The sequence below is a fragment of the Pseudomonas sp. NFPP12 genome (genome assembly GCF_900103205.1).
Lineage (GTDB): Bacteria > Pseudomonadota > Gammaproteobacteria > Pseudomonadales > Pseudomonadaceae > Aquipseudomonas > Aquipseudomonas protegens.
The window spans coordinates 1,056,600-1,074,797 of sequence record NZ_FMWW01000001.1; the positions used below are offsets into that span (position 1 = coordinate 1,056,600).

Below are 18,198 nucleotides of genomic sequence, written 5' to 3' on the forward strand. Positions count from 1 at the left end.
CAAGACGGGTCCTGAGGTGACCCGTCCCGCCGACGGCAGTAGCACAATCCCTTTGTACTGCCGTTATCTCGAGGCGTGGGTAAAGCCTTTACCCTCAGAAGTGATAGGTCGCGGAGAGACTCACCACCTCGCCCTTGGCGTCGACCTTGCCATCCAGGCGCGAGGCACCGAGACGGTCCACGTTCTGGGTCTTGATCTTGGCTTCCTTGACGAATTGCCGGGAATAGGCACCGTCGATGGTCAGGCCGGGGATCGCCCTGATGTCATAGCCGAAGCCCAGGGAAGTGAACCAGCGATCGTTGTCGGGAATCCGCGGGTCACGTGTGCTGTTACGGGTTGGTGTCTGGTCGTACGCCACACCGGCCCGCAGAGTCAGCTGGTCGGTGAAGCGGTAGTCGCCACCCAGGGAATACATCATGGTGTCTTTGTACTTGTACGGGATGGAGACCAGGGTATTGCCATCGGACTTCAGGGTCAGGTCCTTGAACGACGACCATTGGGTCCACAGCATGCTGGCGCCCAGGGTGAAGCGGTCATCGAACACGTGCACCCAGTCCAGCCCGGCGGAGGCTGGAATGTCCAGCTGGGCACTGGCGTTGGCGCCGTCCGGGTTCAGCTTCAGGCCGGGATAGGCCAGTTCCACCAGGCTTTCACCATTGGGCCCGGCCGGTTGGGTCATGTACTGGCGGCCTACCGCGTCGGCACGCACGTTGTACTTGCCGTCCATCTTGTTCTTGATCTTGGCGTGGTAGTTCAGGCCCAGGGTGTCGCGGTCGGTGGGTTTCCAGACCACGCCGGTGAACCAGCCTACCGAGGTATTGTCCACCTTGACCCGCATCAGGTTCGCCCCGACGCCGGACGGCAGCGGGATCCCGCCCAGGCCGGGAGATACCGCCGCGGCACCGGTCAGGTTGAGGTTCTGGCTGACGAAGCCCTTGCTGTGCTGGACGATGACCCCGGCCCCCAGAGAGAAGTCGTCATTGACCTTGAACGACAGCGAGCCGGTCAGGCCCACGGTCTCGATCTTGGTATCCACCGAAAAGTCGCGGATTTTTGAATTGTCGTTGTCCCAGGTGCTGCGCATGCCCATGGGCACGACCTGGCTCAGGCCGAAGGCAAACTGATCGTTGATCGGCATTACCATGAAGCCGGTCGGCAACCAGGCGGTGAAGCCGCCCTGGCCACCATTGCCCTCCAGGGGCACCGGGCCACCGGTGGGGACGCCGGATGCATCCACCGGCAAGGTGGTGGCCGGATTCCCTTGATAATCGTAGGCATCGCCTTTGTATTTCATCTTGATGCGGGCGTAGTCGACCGTCATCTGTGCCACGTTCTGATCGATAAACGCCATGGCCGCCGGGTTGTTGTAAGCCGCGCTGGGGTCGTTCTTGAACAACGAACCACCACCGAAGGCCCGGCCCCATCCGGGAGCGCCGTAGGTAGGCGTGGTGAAGCCGCCTGCCTGAACAGTGCCGATCGCACCAAAGCCCCCCAACAGGGCAAGTGCCACCGCGATCTGCAACTGTTGTTTCTTATTATTCATGCCCCACTCCTTATTATTATCGATAGCAACCGACACTACAGGGCCCTCCTGATCTGCAGATCACCGCCTCTTGCGAGGCGGTGTCCTTCAGCGGGTGATCAGCCCTTGGTTCCTGATAACGCTTAAATCACGCTGACCTGTGGCGACGGCTTGGCGTTCAGTACATCTACGGAGCAGCCACCGCTCAGGGTCTGAGGCGTGCTCAGGCTCAGCGAGTGAGTCACGTTGCTCCAGGCCACGTTGATGGTGGTCGGACCGCAGTTGGTGGCAGGGAAGAAGGAAATGGTGTAACCCACATTGGTCACGGTACCTGCGGTGGTGCTGGAGGCACTCAGGGTCCATGGCAAGCCAGTGATCTTCGGCAGGTTGCACAGCGCATTGCTGCCGCTGACGGTGGCGCCGGTGATGCTGGCCACGCCGCCGGCGATGTTGCCGCTGAAGTTGATGTTGCAGGTCACGGGCTGGTTGAACGAGGACGGCGAGCGCACGGTGATGGTGCCGCCAGGGGTAGTGAACGGACCATCCGGGTTCGCACCATCAATGGCGATGGATGCAGCGCTGGCCATGGAAGCAGCTCCCAAGCAGGCAACGATGGCGGTGGCGGACACGAGAGTTTTGATGCCTTTCATTGTTGTTTTTCCTCACATGTATGGCGATTCATTTCGCCGGGGTAATGGCCTTGAGCGAGACGACACGGAGAACAGCGACCGAGCTTCCCTTTCCAGCCAAATCTTCAATTCGATAAAGGTGTGACGTGCGCGTCAGGGTGCAACCCGGAACGTGGGTGGCATCTGGATCGATACGGTCTTGATGGTGCAGCCACCGTCGAGGCTGACCTGGGCCGCCTCCAACTTGCCGGTGCTGTTGTTCCAACTGCCTTCGGCGGTGGACGGCCCGCAGTCGCCGCCCACCAGGGGCGCGTGCACGGTGACCTGGATACCCGACATGGCGCCGCTGGTTTCGTCCTTGGCGATCAGCTTCCAGGGCAGGTGCGTGGCTTCCACCTGGCCGCACTTGAGGCCGCCGCTGAAGTCGACTTTCTCGACGCTGGCGAAGCTGCCGTCGGGGCTGACCTTGCCGCTGACCTGGATGGTGCAGTCGGCATTGATGATGCTCTTGGCAAAGCTGATGGGGCCCTTGGCGGTGAACTCGGTGTTGGCCGGTTCAATGCGCGCGGCTTCGGCGGCGCCCATCAGGGAGATCCCCACCAGGACCACGAACAACTGGGCAGTGAATAGCGGTGAAATAGACATCCGTGACTTCCTTACAGTTGCTTATTGTTGTTGTCGGTCAACTTGCTTAAGGACTGCCTACTGCGTTGCTCACCCTTCAAGCGGGCACATCACAGGCGAACACGACCGGTTCACCAGCACTTGCAGGGGTGAGCGGTACAACTAAAGAGCGGTGTCTGAATCGGTGTTGCTGAAGCCGTAGCGCTTGAGCAACTCGTCACGCTTGGCCGGGTGCATGTTGGCCAGGCGTACATCACCCGAGTAGTGCGCCAGCACCCGGTGATCCATCAGGCGCCGCCAGAGGGCCGGCACATAGGCCCAGACGATCATGGTGGCGTAGCCATAGGGCAGCTGTGGCGACTCATCGAAGTGACGCAAGGCCTGATACGCACGGGTCGGGTTGGCGTGGTGGTCGGAGTGGCGCTGCAACTGGAACAGGAAGATGTTGGTGACGATCCGGTTGCTGTTCCAGGAGTGGCGCGGCGAGCAGCGTTCATAGCGGCCGTTGGGCTGTTTCTGGCGCAGCAGACCGTAGTGCTCGACGTAGTTGACCACCTCCAGCAGAGAGAAGCCGTAGACCCCCTGGATCACCAGGAAGGGAATCACCGCCGCCCCCAGCCAGGCGATCAGCACGCCCCACAGCACCACGCTGTACAGCCAGGCGCTGAGCACGCCGTTCTTCCAGTGCAGGGTCGGCAGGCCGAGTTTTTCCAGGCGCTGGCTTTCCAGATGCCAGGCCGAACTCAGGCTGAACCACACGGTGCGCGGCAGGAAACTCCAGAAGGATTCGCCCAGGCGCGAACTGGCCGGGTCCTCCGGGGTGGCCACCCGCACATGATGGCCGCGGTTGTGCTCGACGAAGAAGTGTCCATAGAAGGTCGAAGCCAGGGCCAGCTTGGCCAGGAACTTGGCCATCCCGCGGTTCTTGTGCCCCAGCTCATGAGCGATGTTGATGGCAATGCCGGTGGCCGCGCCAGTGGACATCGCCATGCCCAGGTAGGTGAACCAGCCGATACTGCCGTGCAGTTGCGCACGCTCGGTGAGGAAGGCGGCGAAACTCGCCAGGCTGCCTTGCAGGTGCAGTTGTTCACTCAGTTGCAGCAGGCCGCCGGCGATGATCCAGTCCACCCCGCTGATGGCCATCCAGGCGGTCACCACCAAAGACAGTACCGAGAGCACGGCACAGCTGTAGACGATAAAGCGGTAGTAGGGTTGTTTTTCCAGATCGGGAACGGCGGATTCAGGCGGGTTGCTGGCATCTTCCCCCATCAGGCCGTCAATCAGCGGGATCAGGCCGAAGATCACCAGGACCCCGCTCCACCAGAACACTTGCACCCCGGTGGTGAGGGCGAAGATCCCCGACAGCAGAGGGGTGATCATGGGCAAGGTACCCAGCCACCACAGGTGACGCTTGCTATCGGTCCAGACGCCGGGTGCCGCCACGGAAACAGTCATGGCAGCCTCCGCAGGATGGCAGTCGAAACAGGTGCTATAAAGGACAGCGCGGCTGCGCTGTGCAGAGCGTGAAGGGATGAAAAAACAAAAGCGTGAAATGGCGTTATTTTCATTATTTTTAATCGCTCAATTGCACTTTCAAAAAAAACATTCAAAACATTTTTTTAAAAAAATAGCTCGGGTTCGTTAGCTCGTCAACTATTTTTTCGGCTTGTTTCGAATGTCGCCCGTGAAGCATTTACAGCTGCTGTCGACGCCGCGGCAGGGGCGCTCGAAACCGCCCCCCGCCACGCCCTCAACTTGCTCTTGAAGCCGCGAACGGCGGGTGCAGGATGGTTGCGCTGCGTTGTGGCGCAGCCTGGGAAGCGACGTGCTGGACCATGGCCACCACCCGCTCGACTGCGCTAATGGGCAACATGTGGCCCCGGCCCTGGACGATCTCCAGGGACAGCCCCGGCACCTTGCCGACCATTGACTCACCGTGCCGGCGGTAACTGAGCACCGGGTCCGCCGAGCCATAGATCAGCCCTACCGGAAGCTTCAGGCTGGGGTAATGCTTGACCATGCCCGGCAGCGAACGGTTGACCACGGCGATTTCGCTGGAGGCGTTGTAGAAGCTGTCCGAACGCATCCCCAGCAACCCGCCGCCACGCTCGGCGAAATCCTCGGGCACCGGGTCCGGGGCGAACACCGACTTGACCAGGCCACGGCGCCCGAGCATGGCCATGGGCGCCGCCAGGGTCAGGGACATCCAGCGCCGCAGCAAAGCCGGGCGCACTGCCAGGGACAGGAACACCAGCGGCAACATGCGCTGCGGATGGGTCAAGGGGGCCACCAGGATCAGCCCGGACACCGATTGCCGATGGTCCAGGGCCAGGGACAGCGCCACCGCACCGCCCAGGGAATGCCCCAGTACCAGGGGCTGGCCCAGGTCCAGGGTACGAATGAACCTGGCCACCAGGCTGGCCTGGGCCGGCAGGTCTGCCGCGGCGCCCCGGGCCCGGGTGGAATAGCCCGAACCGGGACGATCGATGGTGATCACCCGGAAGCGTTCGCGCAGCTGCGGGGCCAGGGAGTGGGTCAGGTTGCGCCCGCAGCCGGTCAGGCCATGGATCATCAATAGCGCCGGGCCCCTGCCCTCATCGGTGTAGTGAATGCGCTCGCCACCGACCTCGAGAAAGCGTCCGTTGATCGGAACCTGGCTTTCAATCCGGCGGTTGATACGAAAACTCACCACCCAGAGCACCGCACTGACCGCAAGGAATACCGCTGCCGCTACCAGCCACTCCATAACCCGCCCCCTCAGCTTCCCTGCGCCGTTAGCCCGTGATCGGAATGACCTGGCGGTGTGGCGTGTCGCCCTGGCCTGGTGCCGCCTGTGACGCCTCACCCATGGCCTGGATGAGCCCCGCAAAATCCACAGGCGACCAGCGCAGGTGACATTTTCAGGTAATTTATTTAAATTAATTTTTAAAACATTATTTTAAATTGTGCAATCCTGAGTTTTCACCCACTGACGAAAGTCACCCAGCAGCATCATTACAATCGAGGTACACACCATGAATGCGTACTCGCCACCCAACGACCCCGAGGTCGTTGACATCGCCATCATCGGCGCCGGCTTCGCCGGGCTGTGCATGGCGATCAAGCTCAAGCAAGCGGGGATAGAGGATTTCTTCGTCGCCGAACACGCCGCGTCCCTGGGGGGCACCTGGCGCGACAATCATTACCCCGGCTGCGCCTGCGACGTGCAATCCCACGTTTATTCCTTCTCTTTTGCGCCCAACCCGAACTGGACCCGGCAGTTCGCGCCCCAGCCGGAAATCCGCGAATACCTGGAAAACTGCGCCCGGGATTTCGCCCTGGCACCCTACCTGCACTTCAACATGGGCCTGCAACAGGCGGTCTTCGATGAAGCCCGGGAGCGCTGGCACCTGCGCTTCAGCAATGGTCGGGAAGTCAGCGCGCGGGTACTGATCTCCGGCATGGGTGGCCTGTCGCGCCCGGCGATCCCGGACATCCCCGGGCTCGACACCTTCACCGGCAAGCGGTTTCACTCCCAGCAGTGGGATCACCGCTACGCCCTGCAAGGCAAGCGGGTGGCGGTGATCGGCACCGGCGCCAGCGCCATCCAGTTCGTGCCGAAAATCGCCCCGCGGGTGGCTCAGCTCAAGCTGTTCCAGCGCACCCCGCCGTGGATCATGCCCAAGCCCGACCGCGAGCTCAGCGCGGTGGAACGCTGGGCCTTCAAGCACCTGCCCTTCACCCAGCGGCTGGTGCGCTCGGCGCTGTACTGGGCCCTGGAAAGCCGGGTGATCGCCTTCGCCCGCCGGCCCAGACTGATGAAGGTGGTGCAGCGCGTGGCCCTGCGTCATCTGCGCAAACAGGTTCCCGACCCGGTGCTGCGCCAGCGCCTGACCCCGGACTACACCATCGGCTGCAAGCGCATCCTGATCTCCAACGACTACTACCCGGCCCTGACCCGGGGCAACGTGCGGCTGATCACTGATGACATCCAGCGCATCGACGGCGACGCGGTGATCACTGCAGACGGCAGCCGCCACCCCGTGGACTGCATCATCTTCGGCACCGGTTTCCAGGCCACCGACCCGATCCCCCGAGGCCTGCTGTTCGGCCGCCATGGCCAGGACCTGATGGACAGCTGGGCCCGGGGCGCCCACGCCTACCTGGGCACCTGCCTGCCGGGCTTCCCGAATTTCTTCATGATCGTCGGCCCCAACACCGGCCTGGGGCACAACTCGATGATCCTGATGATCGAGGCCCAGGTGGACTACATCCTCAAGGCCCTGGGCCAGATGCAGCGCGAACGTATCGCCAGCATCGAAGTCCGGCCCCAGGTCGAAAGCCAGTACAACCAGCGCCTGCAGCAGCGCCTGGCCGGGGCCATCTGGTCCACTGGCGGCTGCCGCAGCTGGTACCTGGACCCGCGCAGCGGGCAGAACACCACCCTCTGGCCGGGCTCCACCTGGAGCTTCAAGAAGACCTTGCAGCACTTCGAGCTGCAGGACTACCAGGCCAGCCACCTGCCCCACGCCCAGCCCGCCGCCGCACCTGCCGCCGCGCGCCCCCTGCACCTTGAAGAGGCCGCTCTCAATGAAAAACTTTAACGGTAAAGTCGCCGCCATCACCGGCGCCGCCTCCGGCATGGGCCGCGCCCTGGCCGTCGCCCTGGCCCGTGAGGGCTGTCACCTGGCCCTGGCCGACAAGAACCCCCAGGGCCTGGCACAGACCGTGGCCCAGGCCCGGGCCGCGACCCTGTTGCCGCTGCGCATCAGCAGCCAGGAACTGGACGTCGGCGACCGCGAGGCGATGTTCGCCTGGGCCGCCGCCAGCGCCGCCGAACACGGCCAGATCAACCTGATCTTCAACAACGCCGGGGTGGCGCTGTCGAGCACCGTGGAAGGTTCGAGCCTGGCGGACCTGGAGTGGATAGTGGACGTCAACTTCTGGGGCGTGGTCCACGGCACCCAGGCCTTCCTGCCCTACCTCAGGCAATCCGGCGACGGTCACATCATCAACACCTCCAGCGTCTTCGGGCTGTTCTCCCAGCCCGGCATGAGCGGCTACAACGCCACCAAGTTCGCCGTGCGCGGCTTTACCGAATCCCTGCGCCAGGAGCTCGACCTGCAAGGCCACGGGGTCTCTGCCACCTGCGTGCATCCGGGGGGCATCCGCACCGATATCGCCCGCACCAGCCGCATCAGCGACAACGTCAAGGGTTTCCTGATCGACAACGAGCAGCAGGCCCGGGACGACTTCGAAAAACTCTTCATCACCTCTGCCGAAACCGCCGCCAAGGTGATCCTGCTGGGGGTGCGCAAGAACAAGCGCCGGGTGCTGATCGGCCGCGACGCGCACTTGCTCGACCTGTTCATCCGCTTGCTGCCCAGCGCCTACCAGGCCCTGGTGGTGTGGGCCAGCCGGCGCATGGCGCCCAAGCCGGGCAAGACGCGGCCGGCGGTCTACGAGCCCCAGGACGAACGCGGCCTGTAGCGCCGCCCACCCTTTTTCATGTCTAGAGGAGCGACAGCCATGCTGCCCATCCGCCGCGACATCAAGGTCGAACTGCCTGCCGAACGCGCCTGCGACTGGCACGAGCAAGGCAGCCACGTGACCCACTTCTTCAATGCGTTGTCCCTGCTGTTTCCTTCCGGCGAGCTGTTCTTCATGGACAGCGTGCGCCACTACCGCGAACAGATTCACGACCCCGAGCTCAAGCGCCAGATCCAGGGTTTCATCGGCCAGGAAGCCATGCACAGCCGCGAGCACCTGCGCTACAACGACCTGCTGCAGGACGCCGGGCTGCCGGCCCATCTGCTGGACCGGCGGTTGCGCTTCTTCCTCGATTTCCAGAAGAAGCACTTCCCGCCGGCCTTCAACCTCGCGATCACCGTAGCCCTGGAACACTACACGGCAATCCTCGCCGACCTGCTGCTGCGCGACCCCAGCCGCTTCGGCAATTCGGTGGCGGGCTACCGGCAGATGTGGCTGTGGCACGCCCTGGAGGAAACCGAGCACAAGGCCGTGTCCTACGACGTCTGGAACAGCGTGATCAAGCCCGGGCCCAAGCGTTACCTGATCCGCACCGGGAGCATGCTGTTCACCACCCTGGGCTTCTGGCTGGTGGTGTTCGACTTCCATGTGCGCATGCTGATCGCCGACCGCCGTCGCGGCGGCCACTGGCGCGGGTTGTGGCAGGTGGTCAAGTACCTCTACGGCCCCAAGGGGGTGTTCCCGCGGATCGCCCTGCCCTGGCTGCAGTTCTTCAAGCCGGGCTTTCACCCCTGGGACCACGACAACCGCGAGCAACTGCAACGCATCGACGGCCTGGTGCAGGACATCGAACGCACCCGCGCCGCCGCGGCCAAGTGACAAATGCCGGCACGGCGCAACAGCGGCGTGCCGGCATCCCCTGGCGGGGCTGCTAACCTGCAACGCACCCTTAGGTGCTGCGAGCCCGCGCGATGATCCTGATTCTGCTGCCCCACGCCGACTACGACCCCAGCGAAAGCAGCCTGCCCTGGCAGGCTGCCCGGGACGCCGGTTTTGCCGCGCAGTTCGCCACCCCCCTGGGGATGCCGGCCTACGCCGATTCGCGCCTGGTGAGCCTGGGGTTCGGCCCGCTCAACCCGTTGTTGATGACCCCGGCGGCCGACCTGGCGCGCTACCACGCCATGACCCGCGACCCGGCCTTTTGCAGCCCTCTGCCCTATGCCGGGGTCGACCCGGCAGCCTACGAGGGCTTGCTGATTCCCGGCGGCCACGCCCGGGGCATGCGCAGCCTGTTGGAATCCGAGGAGGTGCGGCGGATCATCCTGGCCTTCTTCCAGGCCAACAAACCCGTGGCCGCGGTGTGCCACGGCCCCCTGGCCCTGGCACGCTGCATCGATCCGGCCAGCGGGCGCTCGGTGCTCCATGGGCGCAAGGTCACCGCCCTGCTGGCCGGCCCCATGGAACTCGCGGCCTGGCTGGTCACCGCGCCGTGGCTGGGGCGCTACTACCGCACCTACGACCACAGCGTCGAGCAAGAGATCAAGGCGGCCCTGGCCAGCCCGGCGGATTTTCTGCCCGGGCCCTGGCTGCCCCGGCGGGATTCGGCACAGCACCCCGAACGCGGTTTTGTGGTCCGCGACCGCAATCTGCTGACCGCACGCTGGCCCGGGGACTGCCACCGCTTCGCCAATGAATGGGCGAGCCTGCTGCAACAGGCTCGCGACGCCCAACCTCAGGCGCAGCAGGCAGAGCGCTGACCCGGCTTGAAGGCATGGCTGCGCGCGCCCCAGACCAGCATCAGGCCCACCAGCGCCAGGGCGGCCATGGCCCAGGGAAAAGACGCCGCGCCATAGCGTTGCAAGAGCAGGCCGCCGACCATACCCCCGCAGGCAATGCCCAGGTTGAAGATGGTCACCAGCATCGATTGCGCGACATCCGCCCCCTCCCCGGCCACATCCGCCACGGCGGTCTGGAGCAAGGTCGGGGCGCCACCGAAGGTCAGGCCCCAGGCGCCAATGCCGAGCCAGGCCAGCCAGGGCTGGCTGGCAGCGATCCCCAGCAGCAGGCACGCCAGGGCGAAACCGGCGAGGCTGCACAGGGTCAGCCCGCGCAGCCAGCGGTCGACCCCGAGCCCGATGAGCCAGATCCCCACCAGGGAGGCCAGGCCGAACACCAGCAGCGCCCGGTCGAGAGAGGCCGCCAGGCCCAGGGACGCGAGGAACGGCGCGATATAGGTGTAGAGGATGTTGTGGGCCAGGATCCACACGAAGATCACCAGCAGCGCCTGGGGCAGGCCCCGGGTGAGAAAGATCCGCGCGATCGGCTGGCGCTGGTGGGCCGGCTGGCCGGGGTAGTCCGGCACTGCCAGGCGCACCCAGAACCACAGCAGCAGAGCCAGTAGCGACAGCCCCCAGAAGATCTGCGGCCAATCCATGCGGGTGCCCAGCCAGGCCCCCAGGGGCACCCCCAGGCACAGCGCGATCGGCTGGCCCACGCCCACCACCGCCAGGGCCCGGCCCTGCAACTCGGGCACCACCAGACGCCGGGCATAGCCGGCCAGCAGGCCCCAGACCAGCCCCGCCGCCATGCCCGCGGCAAAGCGCGCGGCCAGGGTCAGCAGGTAGTGGGTCGACAACGCGGTCAGGCTGTTGAACAGCAACAGGCCGCCGATGGCCAGCAACAGCAAGGGCCTACGGCGCCAACTGCGAGTGGCGGCGATCAGCGGAATCGCCGCCGCCACCGAGCCCAGGGCATACAGGCTGATCAACTGCCCGGCCATGGCCTCGCTGATGCCCAGGCCCTGGCTGATCTGCGGCAACAGCCCGGCAGGCAGCGTCTCAGTGACGATGGCGATGAAACCGGCCAGGGTAAAGGCCAGCAGGCGCCAGACCGGCAGCCTGCTGGAGGCGGTCGGCAAAGGTACGCAAATGTTCATGAAAGAATGCTCACACAAGAAAACCAGAGATCACCGCAGGAACCGGCTTGCCGGCGAAGAGGCCCTCAGCCCCTGCGCCCGACTCACGGGCGCCTTCGCTGGCAAGCCAGCGCCTGCATCAGCGCTAGAAGAAACCGCTCAGCCGAGGTAGGAGGCCGCCATGTCCTTGTCGCCATGGCCCTGCTCCAGGGCGCGCTGGAAACGCTGGATTCCGGCCTCGGCCAGATCCAGCCGGACCCCGGCTCTGGCGGCCGCCGCTACCATCAATTCGGCGTCTTTCAGGGCGTTGGCCAGGGTAAAGCTCGGGCTGTAGTCGCCACTGAGCATGGCCCGGGTCTTGGCCTGGAAATAGCCGCTGTCCAGGGGCCCGCCGCTGACCAGTTCCACCACCAGCGCCGGGTCCAGCCCCAGCCCCTTGGCCAGGGCCAGGCTTTCCGCGGCGCCGTGGGTCAGGGCCAGCACCCAGCTGTTGAGGGCCAGCTTCAGGCGGCTGCCGGCTCCCGGCTGTTCGGCAACCCAGAGCACACGCTTGGCGATGGCCTCCAGCAGCGGCTGCAACGCCGGCCGATGAGCCTCGGGGCCCGCGCCCAATACCACCAACTGGCCCTGCTCCGCAGGCTGGCGCGTGCCCAGCACCGGGGCATCGTAGAAGACCAGCCCGCCATCCCGGGCAAAGCCTTGCAGTTGGTCGTTGGCCTCGATCCCCACGGTGGCCATCTGCAGCCAGAGCGCCCCAGGCTCGAAACCGTCCCGTGCCTGCTGCATGGCTTGCAGCACGGCGGCGCCGTCCTTGCCCAGGGTGATGATCACTTGCGCCCCGCGTACCGCCTCGGCGGGCTCGGCAAATACCTGGATATCGTCCGCGATCAGCGCCTGGGCCCGCTGCAGCGTGCGGTTCCAGGCTCGTACCGCAAAGCCCTTGCGCCGCAGATTGCGCGCCACTGCGGCGCCCATGATGCCGATGCCTAATACCGCAATGGATCCTGGTTGCTTGGCCATCTGTGTCTCTCCCGTGTTGAATTAATTATGGAATGATCATTCCAATAAAAGGCAAAAAAAAGCCCAGCCCTATAGGCGCTGGCTTGCCAGCGAAGACGCCCTGGAACCTGATGCAGATTGTGAGGGGCCCTTCGCCGGCGCGCCGGCTGCTACAGGCTGGCCAGGACCACCTCGACCACATCCAGCAGGCGCTGGCGTCGTTGCTCCGCCAGGCTACCCTTGGCCAGCACCCGCAAGCCCTGCACGGTGCACACCACAAAGCTGGCCAGGGCCCGGGGATTCTTCTGCGGGTCGATCTCCCCCTGCTCCTGGCCGCGACGCAGCACCTGCTCCAGGGCCGCCTCGATACGCTGGAAATTCTGCGCCACGAGCTGAGCCACCGCCGCGTCCTGCCCGGCCATTTCCAGGGAGGCATTGGCCGCCAGGCAGCCCAGGCGCCGGGTGTCTTCCAGCTCGTTGTCGACGATGTGCATCAGCAATCGCCGGACCAGTTCCCTGGCGGGTGCGTCGGCGCCCAGCAGCTCGATATTGGCGCTGGTCATCTGCTGGTAGCGCTTGAGGGCACAGGTGTACAGGCCGTGCTTGCTGTCGAAGGCGTTGTACAGGCTGCTGCGGCTCAGGCCGGTGCCTTCCACCAGGTCCTGAATGGACGTGGCGGCGTAACCGCGCTGCCAGAACACCTGCATGGCCGCATCGGCAATCTGCTCGGGGTCGAACTCCTTGGGACGCACGGCTATTACCTTTCTGGAATGATCGTTCCAAAGACTAAAGATCAAGCCGGCAGGCGTCAACCGCCCCGGGCAAAAAAAGCCCCGGGCCGGTTCTCGGGTCCAGGAAGCGGATCTAGGAAGCGGAAGTCGCCAGGGGCTTGTTCAACTCGCCGATCTTTTCCAGCCGAGCGCGCACGATGTTGCGGCTGATGTTGAGCAGGCGCCCGGTCTGCAACTGGTTGCCATGGCAGTAGCGATAGGCCTCGCGAAAGATCGTTTCCTCGATGTGCTCGTACAGGTCGGGAATGTTCTGCTCGAACAGCGCCTGCAAGGCCCGGCCCAGGTCTGCCGGCGCCTGAGGCCCCGGGACGGCCAGGGGCGCCTGTTCCTGGCGGATGCCGGAGGAGCGCATGTCCACCAGGTGCAGATCCCCCGGTGCCACCCGTTGCTGGCGGCACACCAGCAAGGCGTGGTGGATGGCATTTTCCAGTTCGCGAATGTTGCCCGGCCAGCTGTGCTCCAGCAGCTTGCGTTCAGCCTCTTCGGTCAGCGAGGCACGGTTGTAGCCCAGGCGCTGGCAGTGTTCCTCAAGGAAGAATTCGGCCAGGGGCAGGATGTCCCCCGGGCGCTCGCGCAGCGGCGGCAGGCGGATGGTGGCCACGTGCAGGCGGTAGAACAGGTCTTCACGAAAATGCCCGGCCACCACGGCATCGGCGAGGTTGACGTTGGTGGCCGCCACCAGCCGCACATTGATCGGGATCGGCGTGCGCGAGCCCAGGCGCACCACTTCTCGCTCCTGCAGCACCCGCAGCAGCTTGACCTGCATGTTCAGCGGCAAGTCGCCGATCTCGTCGAGAAACAGCGTGCCGCCGTTGGCCGCTTCGAACCAGCCGGCCTTATGGGTGGTGGCGCCGGTAAAGGCGCCTTTTTCATGGCCGAAGAGTTCGCTTTCCACCAGGGTTTCGGCAAAGGCCCCGCAGTTCACCGCGACAAAGGGCTCGCGCCCGCGGCGGCTCAGGTGATGGATGTGGCGCGCCACCAGTTCCTTGCCGGTGCCGGTCTCGCCAATGATCAGGGTATTGGCCTCACTGGGGGCCAGGCGCTCGATGCGACTGAGCAATTCCTGGGAGCGCGGGTCCTTGAACACCAGAACGGTGGCCCGTACCGACTTGGTCAATTCACGGGCGTTTGGATGAGTGATCAGCGACATGGTGCATTCCTGGCAGTAAAAGCGCGGGCTCAATAGTGCACGAAGATATTTAGACTAAATAATTATTAATTAATCTTTAGATATTCCTTTTATGAATATATCTGGAGGGTGCTCCCCACCTGCTGCTGGAGCAGCAATCGGCCAGCACCTGCCTGTTCGCAGATCAGCAGCGGCGGCTTGGGCCAGGGCCTGTCGATCTGCCTGAAGCCCTTGCCAGGCAAGGCCTGCAGCGCTTTGTAGCGGCCCTGGCATGCAATCTGCTCTATCCCTTCCGACACCAGTACCCACCACCGCCCCTCGTAGGAGCTGGCTTGCCAGCGAAGGCGTCCGCAAGGGCGAGGCAAGGCTCAAGGGCCCTCTTCGCCGGCAAGCCGGCTCCTACAGGAGAACACCGCGATATCTGTTGCAGGAGCTGGCTTGCCAGCGAAGGCGCCCGCAAGGGCGAGGCAAGGTTCAAGGGCCTCTTCGCCGGCAAGCCGGCTCCTACAGGAGAACACCGCGATATCTGTCGCAGGGCTGGCGGGGCTGAGGGCTTATTTTTTGAGGGAGAGTGCAATGCAAGGTTTATGGCGCAATACCCTGGCCGTTATGGCCGGGCTGCTGATCAGTGTCACGGCCCTGGCCAACCCGGCCCCCGAGTCGGTGAAGGTTGCCATCGTCGCCTTCACCCAGGGCGGCAAGCCGGTGTTCGGCGGCATCGCCGGGCGGGTGATCGAGGATGGCTGGCTGGAACAGCAACTGAGCCAGCGCGGCATCAAGCTGCAGTGGATCGCCCTGCCCCACGCCGGCGCCGGGCCGCAGATCAACGAAGGCTTCAGCAACAACAGCATCGACTTCGCCGTGCGTGGCGACCTGCCGTCGGTGATCGCCGGCGCCGGCGGCGTGCCCGGCAAGCTGATCGTGCCCGGCGGCAGCGGCAACAATATCTACCTGGTGGTGCCCACCCAGTCCACGGCCAAGAGCATCGAGGACCTCAAGGGCCAGCGCCTGGCCCTGCATCGCGGCCGGCCCTGGGAGTTCGCCTTCAGCAACTTCCTGGCCAGCAAGGGCCTGAAGCTCGACGACTTCAAGATCGCCAACCTCAACCCCCAGGTCGGTGCGGCGGCGGTGTCCGCCGGCAAGGTCGACGCCGCGGTGCTGCTCAGCGAGGCCTATGCCCTGGAAGACAAGGGCGTGGGCCGGATCATCTGGTCCACCAAGCAAGGGGCCAATGACTGGCGCCTGGTCTCCGACCTCTGGGGCACCGACAGTTTCATCGAGCAGCACCCGGAGGTTACCCAACTGCTGGCCACCGCCTGGGTCAAGGCCGCCTGGTGGATTTCCCAGGAGCAGAACCAGGACGCCTACTACCAACTGTCCTCCCGCGCCGGCACCGCCGAGAGCGTGCTGCGCCGCGACGACCAGGGCGACCCGGTGGCCTGGAAGGAGCGCTGGGCGCCCAAGAGCGACCAGCAGCTCAAGGCCCACTATCAGGCACTGAGCGACTACGCCCTGGCCAACCAGCTGATCCGCACGCCCTACGACATCACCCCGGCCCTGGCCACCGGTTTCACCAACCAGGCACTGATCGATCTGCACCTGAGTGATTACTGGCCCGCCCTGCGCGGCCAGGTCGCCACCCATCCCTGAACCCTGAGCACGAGTCTTCTTGATGAAACTGTCCGCAAAATTCACCTTTGGCCTGAGCCTCCTGGCGCTCTCCCTGTCGGCCCTGGCCGGCCCGACCTACGCGCCCAAGCCCGACCCGTTGCAGGGCGACGGCCGGGTCTCGGCCTTCTACACCTGGCAGGACGCGATCCCCCCGACCCCGGGCAAGCTGCTGCGCAGCGAACCCCTGGAAGCGACCCTGAGCCTGCCCAACGCCGCCAGCGCGCAACGGATTCTCTATAGCTCCACCGACGGCATCGACGGCAAGACCCCGGTGGTGGTCTCCGGCACCTTGTTCCTGCCCAAGGGCAAGGCCCCGGCCGGCGGCTGGCCGGTGGCCTCCTGGGGCCATGGCACGGTGGGCGTGGCGGATGTCTGCGCGCCGTCCTGGCAGGGCCGTTCCTACCGTGACGTGCAGTACCTGAGCCGCTGGCTGGACGAAGGCTTTGCCATTGTCGCCACCGACTACCAGGGCCTGGGCGTGCCCGGCGGCCATCCGCTGCTGAACAACCGCATGGCCGCCTACGGCATTCTCGACGCCGCCAAAGCCGTGGTCGCCGGGGTGCCCGGGCTGGCCAACAAGGTACTGATCGTCGGCCAGTCCCAGGGCGGCGCCGGCGCCTTCGCCTCGGCCGCCTACGCTTCCACCTACGCGCCAGACCTGGGGGTCAAGGGCAGCATCGGCACCGGGGTGATCTACACCATCGGCGCGAAGAATGTCGGCGAGCAGGACCCGAACAAGGTCGATGCCTCCCTGGCCTACGGTTTCTACACCTTGCTGGCCGCCCAGCAGTACGACCCCAGCATCAACCCCCGGGACTTCTACACCGACAAGGCCCTGCCGCTGTTCGAACAGGCCCGTACCAGTTGCCTGGCGTCCCTGGTCAGCGACGTGGTGGGGGTCGGCCTGACCCCGGCCAACGCCAAGAAGGACTATCAGGGCAGCCAACTGGCGGCCTGGCAGAAACAAGTGTCCTACCCGACCCTGAAAACCGCCCAGCCGGTGTTCATCGGCACCGGCGCCGAGGACAAGACCCCGGCCGCCGCCACCCAGGTGGCCCTGATGCAGGACGCCTGCAAGGCCGGCTCGGTGGTCGAGGGCCACTTGTACAAGGGCCTGGGCCACAGTGAAACGGTCAATGCCTCCCTCAAGGACTCGGTGCCGTTCGCCCACAAGGTGATCAACGGCCAAGCCATTACCCCCGTCTGCAACCCCAGCGTGCAATAGCCAGGAGGCCCAGCCATGAGCATCGAATTCTTCACCCGCCTGCCCCTGCACGGCGAAACCCAGTTCCTCCCCGGCGACCCGCGCAACCGCGGCGACTGGCACCGGGGCGGGCCCAGCACCGGTGCCGTCTCAGGCTTCAGCGTCGGCGACCACTTCACCTACATCGACTACCTGGGGCAGATCGCCCGGGCCGCGGAAATCAACGGCTTCGGCGGCGCGCTGATGGTCAACGCGCCCTCCGGCGAAGAGCCCTGGACCGTGTGCTCGCTGCTGGCCCGGGAAACCCGCACCCTGAAGTTCGTCACCGCCTTCCAGCCCTATCACTACACGCCCTGGGTTGCGGTGCAGCAGGCCGCCACCTACCAGCGCGCCACCGGCAACCGCCTGGTGTGGAACATCATCAACGGCGGCTCGGATGCCATTCAGCGCCAGGTCGGCGATTTCAGCGACCACGATGAGCGCTATGCCCGTGCCACCGAGTTCATGGACGTGGTCAAGGGCTACTGGCACAACGAGAACTTCCACTACCAGGGCCAGTTCTACCGCGCCGAAGGCGGCGGCCTGCGCGGCCCCTTGAAGAAGGCCGAGCTGCCGCTGATCTGCACCGCGGGATCGTCCATCGCCGCTCGGGAATTCGCCGCCAAGCATGCCGACTTCTACCTGATGCGCGCCGAGCACCCGGACGAGATCGCCGCGTTGATCGCCGATATTCGTGAGCGCGCCTTGCAGTACGGCCGCAGCGATATCCGCTTCGGCCTGTCGATCGACGTCATCACCCGGGAAACCGAGGAACTGGCGCGCACCGAGGCCAAGCGCTTCTTCGACGAGGGCATCGCCAAGGGCGCGGTCAAGGCCGTGGCCGCCCATGCCGGGCTGCGCACCGCGCGCAAGCTCAGCTACGAGAACGGCTTCGCACAGAAGAACGAGACCCAGGGCTTCGAGGATTTCTTCATCCACCCCAATGTCTGGACCGGCTTCGGCTACATCGGCATACCGCCGGGCTGCGCCCTGGTGGGCAGCTACGAAAACGTGGTGGCGCGGATCCGCGAGTACCACGCCATCGGTATCGACCTGTTCTTCCTCGCCGGCTACCCGCACCTGGAGGAAGCCTACCGCCTGGGCGAGCACATCCTGCCGCACTTTCGCGGCGAGCGCGCGGCCCTGAGCCGTCAGCCGCAAGCGCCGCTGGAGCTGCGCAGCGCCAACGGCCCGGCAGGAGCCTGAC

The 18,198-nt window shown here is 65.1% G+C and carries 16 protein-coding genes; 7 read left to right on the forward strand and 9 right to left on the reverse strand.

Features of this window, described 5'->3' with window-relative positions; genetic code table 11:
* Window positions 1-94 precede the first annotated feature (94 nt).
* The 5 genes from BLS75_RS04495 to BLS75_RS04515 all read right to left on the reverse strand — a co-directional run bounded on the left by BLS75_RS04495 (window position 95) and on the right by BLS75_RS04515 (window position 5,521).
* Window positions 95-1,543: an outer membrane protein transport protein gene (locus tag BLS75_RS04495; protein ID WP_015635564.1), complete on the reverse strand. Its 1,449-nt coding sequence runs from the start codon at window positions 1,541-1,543 to the stop codon at window positions 95-97.
* A gap of 122 nt (window positions 1,544-1,665) precedes the next feature.
* Window positions 1,666-2,172 (reverse strand): alkane oxidation protein activator PraB, encoded by a 507-nt coding sequence (gene praB, locus BLS75_RS04500; RefSeq protein ID WP_011061226.1) that lies wholly within the window; start codon window positions 2,170-2,172, stop codon window positions 1,666-1,668.
* A 132-nt stretch (window positions 2,173-2,304) separates the two neighbouring features.
* The gene (praA, locus tag BLS75_RS04505) at window positions 2,305-2,796 is read right to left on the reverse strand and encodes an alkane oxidation protein activator PraA (RefSeq protein WP_015635562.1); all 492 of its coding nucleotides are present in this window, start codon (window positions 2,794-2,796) and stop codon (window positions 2,305-2,307) included.
* 141 nt (window positions 2,797-2,937) lie between these two features.
* Window positions 2,938-4,230, reverse strand: a complete 1,293-nt coding sequence (locus tag BLS75_RS04510; RefSeq protein ID WP_072450412.1) for an alkane 1-monooxygenase — start codon at window positions 4,228-4,230, stop codon at window positions 2,938-2,940.
* Window positions 4,231-4,525: 295 nt separating this feature from the next.
* Window positions 4,526-5,521 carry an alpha/beta fold hydrolase gene (locus BLS75_RS04515; protein WP_072441899.1) on the reverse strand — a complete coding sequence of 332 codons (996 nt, stop codon included), beginning with the start codon at window positions 5,519-5,521 and terminating at the stop codon, window positions 4,526-4,528.
* 268 nt (window positions 5,522-5,789) lie between these two features.
* Here BLS75_RS04515 and BLS75_RS04520 point away from each other — a divergent pair, with 268 nt between their 5' ends.
* The 4 genes from BLS75_RS04520 to BLS75_RS04535 all read left to right on the forward strand — a co-directional run bounded on the left by BLS75_RS04520 (window position 5,790) and on the right by BLS75_RS04535 (window position 10,001).
* Window positions 5,790-7,358: a flavin-containing monooxygenase gene (locus BLS75_RS04520; protein WP_072450414.1), complete on the forward strand. Its 1,569-nt coding sequence runs from the start codon at window positions 5,790-5,792 to the stop codon at window positions 7,356-7,358.
* Entirely contained in the window at window positions 7,345-8,244 is a 900-nt protein-coding gene (locus BLS75_RS04525; RefSeq protein ID WP_011061221.1) for an SDR family NAD(P)-dependent oxidoreductase, read from the forward strand. The genes BLS75_RS04520 and BLS75_RS04525 overlap by 14 nt, the downstream gene beginning before the upstream one ends.
* 39 nt (window positions 8,245-8,283) lie before the next feature.
* Window positions 8,284-9,123, forward strand: a complete 840-nt coding sequence (locus BLS75_RS04530) for a metal-dependent hydrolase (protein ID WP_011061220.1) — start codon at window positions 8,284-8,286, stop codon at window positions 9,121-9,123.
* Between the two features lie 92 nt (window positions 9,124-9,215).
* Complete coding sequence (locus BLS75_RS04535; protein WP_072450416.1) at window positions 9,216-10,001, forward strand: type 1 glutamine amidotransferase domain-containing protein; 786 nt, start codon at window positions 9,216-9,218, stop codon at window positions 9,999-10,001.
* Here the strand turns inward: BLS75_RS04535 and BLS75_RS04540 are convergent.
* The 4 genes from BLS75_RS04540 to BLS75_RS04555 form a co-directional block, all read right to left on the reverse strand.
* Window positions 9,977-11,179 carry an MFS transporter gene (locus BLS75_RS04540; RefSeq protein ID WP_072450417.1) on the reverse strand — a complete coding sequence of 401 codons (1,203 nt, stop codon included), beginning with the start codon at window positions 11,177-11,179 and terminating at the stop codon, window positions 9,977-9,979. The genes BLS75_RS04535 and BLS75_RS04540 overlap by 25 nt on opposite strands.
* Window positions 11,180-11,317: 138 nt before the next feature.
* A complete protein-coding gene (locus BLS75_RS04545) occupies window positions 11,318-12,178 on the reverse strand; it encodes an NAD(P)-dependent oxidoreductase (RefSeq protein ID WP_072450419.1) in 861 nt (286 codons plus the stop codon).
* Between the two features lie 149 nt (window positions 12,179-12,327).
* The gene (locus BLS75_RS04550; RefSeq protein WP_072450421.1) at window positions 12,328-12,909 is read right to left on the reverse strand and encodes a TetR/AcrR family transcriptional regulator; all 582 of its coding nucleotides are present in this window, start codon (window positions 12,907-12,909) and stop codon (window positions 12,328-12,330) included.
* A gap of 112 nt (window positions 12,910-13,021) precedes the next feature.
* Window positions 13,022-14,098, reverse strand: a complete 1,077-nt coding sequence (locus BLS75_RS04555; RefSeq protein ID WP_011061215.1) for a sigma-54 interaction domain-containing protein — start codon at window positions 14,096-14,098, stop codon at window positions 13,022-13,024.
* 555 nt (window positions 14,099-14,653) lie between these two features.
* Here BLS75_RS04555 and BLS75_RS04565 point away from each other — a divergent pair.
* From BLS75_RS04565 to BLS75_RS04575, 3 genes are read left to right on the forward strand one after another with little or no spacing between them, the layout of a single operon-like run.
* A complete protein-coding gene (locus BLS75_RS04565; RefSeq protein WP_072450423.1) occupies window positions 14,654-15,727 on the forward strand; it encodes an ABC transporter substrate-binding protein in 1,074 nt (357 codons plus the stop codon).
* 22 nt (window positions 15,728-15,749) lie between these two features.
* Entirely contained in the window at window positions 15,750-16,973 is a 1,224-nt protein-coding gene (locus BLS75_RS04570) for a lipase family protein (RefSeq protein WP_011061212.1), read from the forward strand.
* Between the two features lie 15 nt (window positions 16,974-16,988).
* Window positions 16,989-18,197, forward strand: a complete 1,209-nt coding sequence (locus BLS75_RS04575) for an LLM class flavin-dependent oxidoreductase (RefSeq protein ID WP_011061211.1) — start codon at window positions 16,989-16,991, stop codon at window positions 18,195-18,197.
* The last annotated feature ends 1 nt before the right edge of the window (window position 18,198 follow it).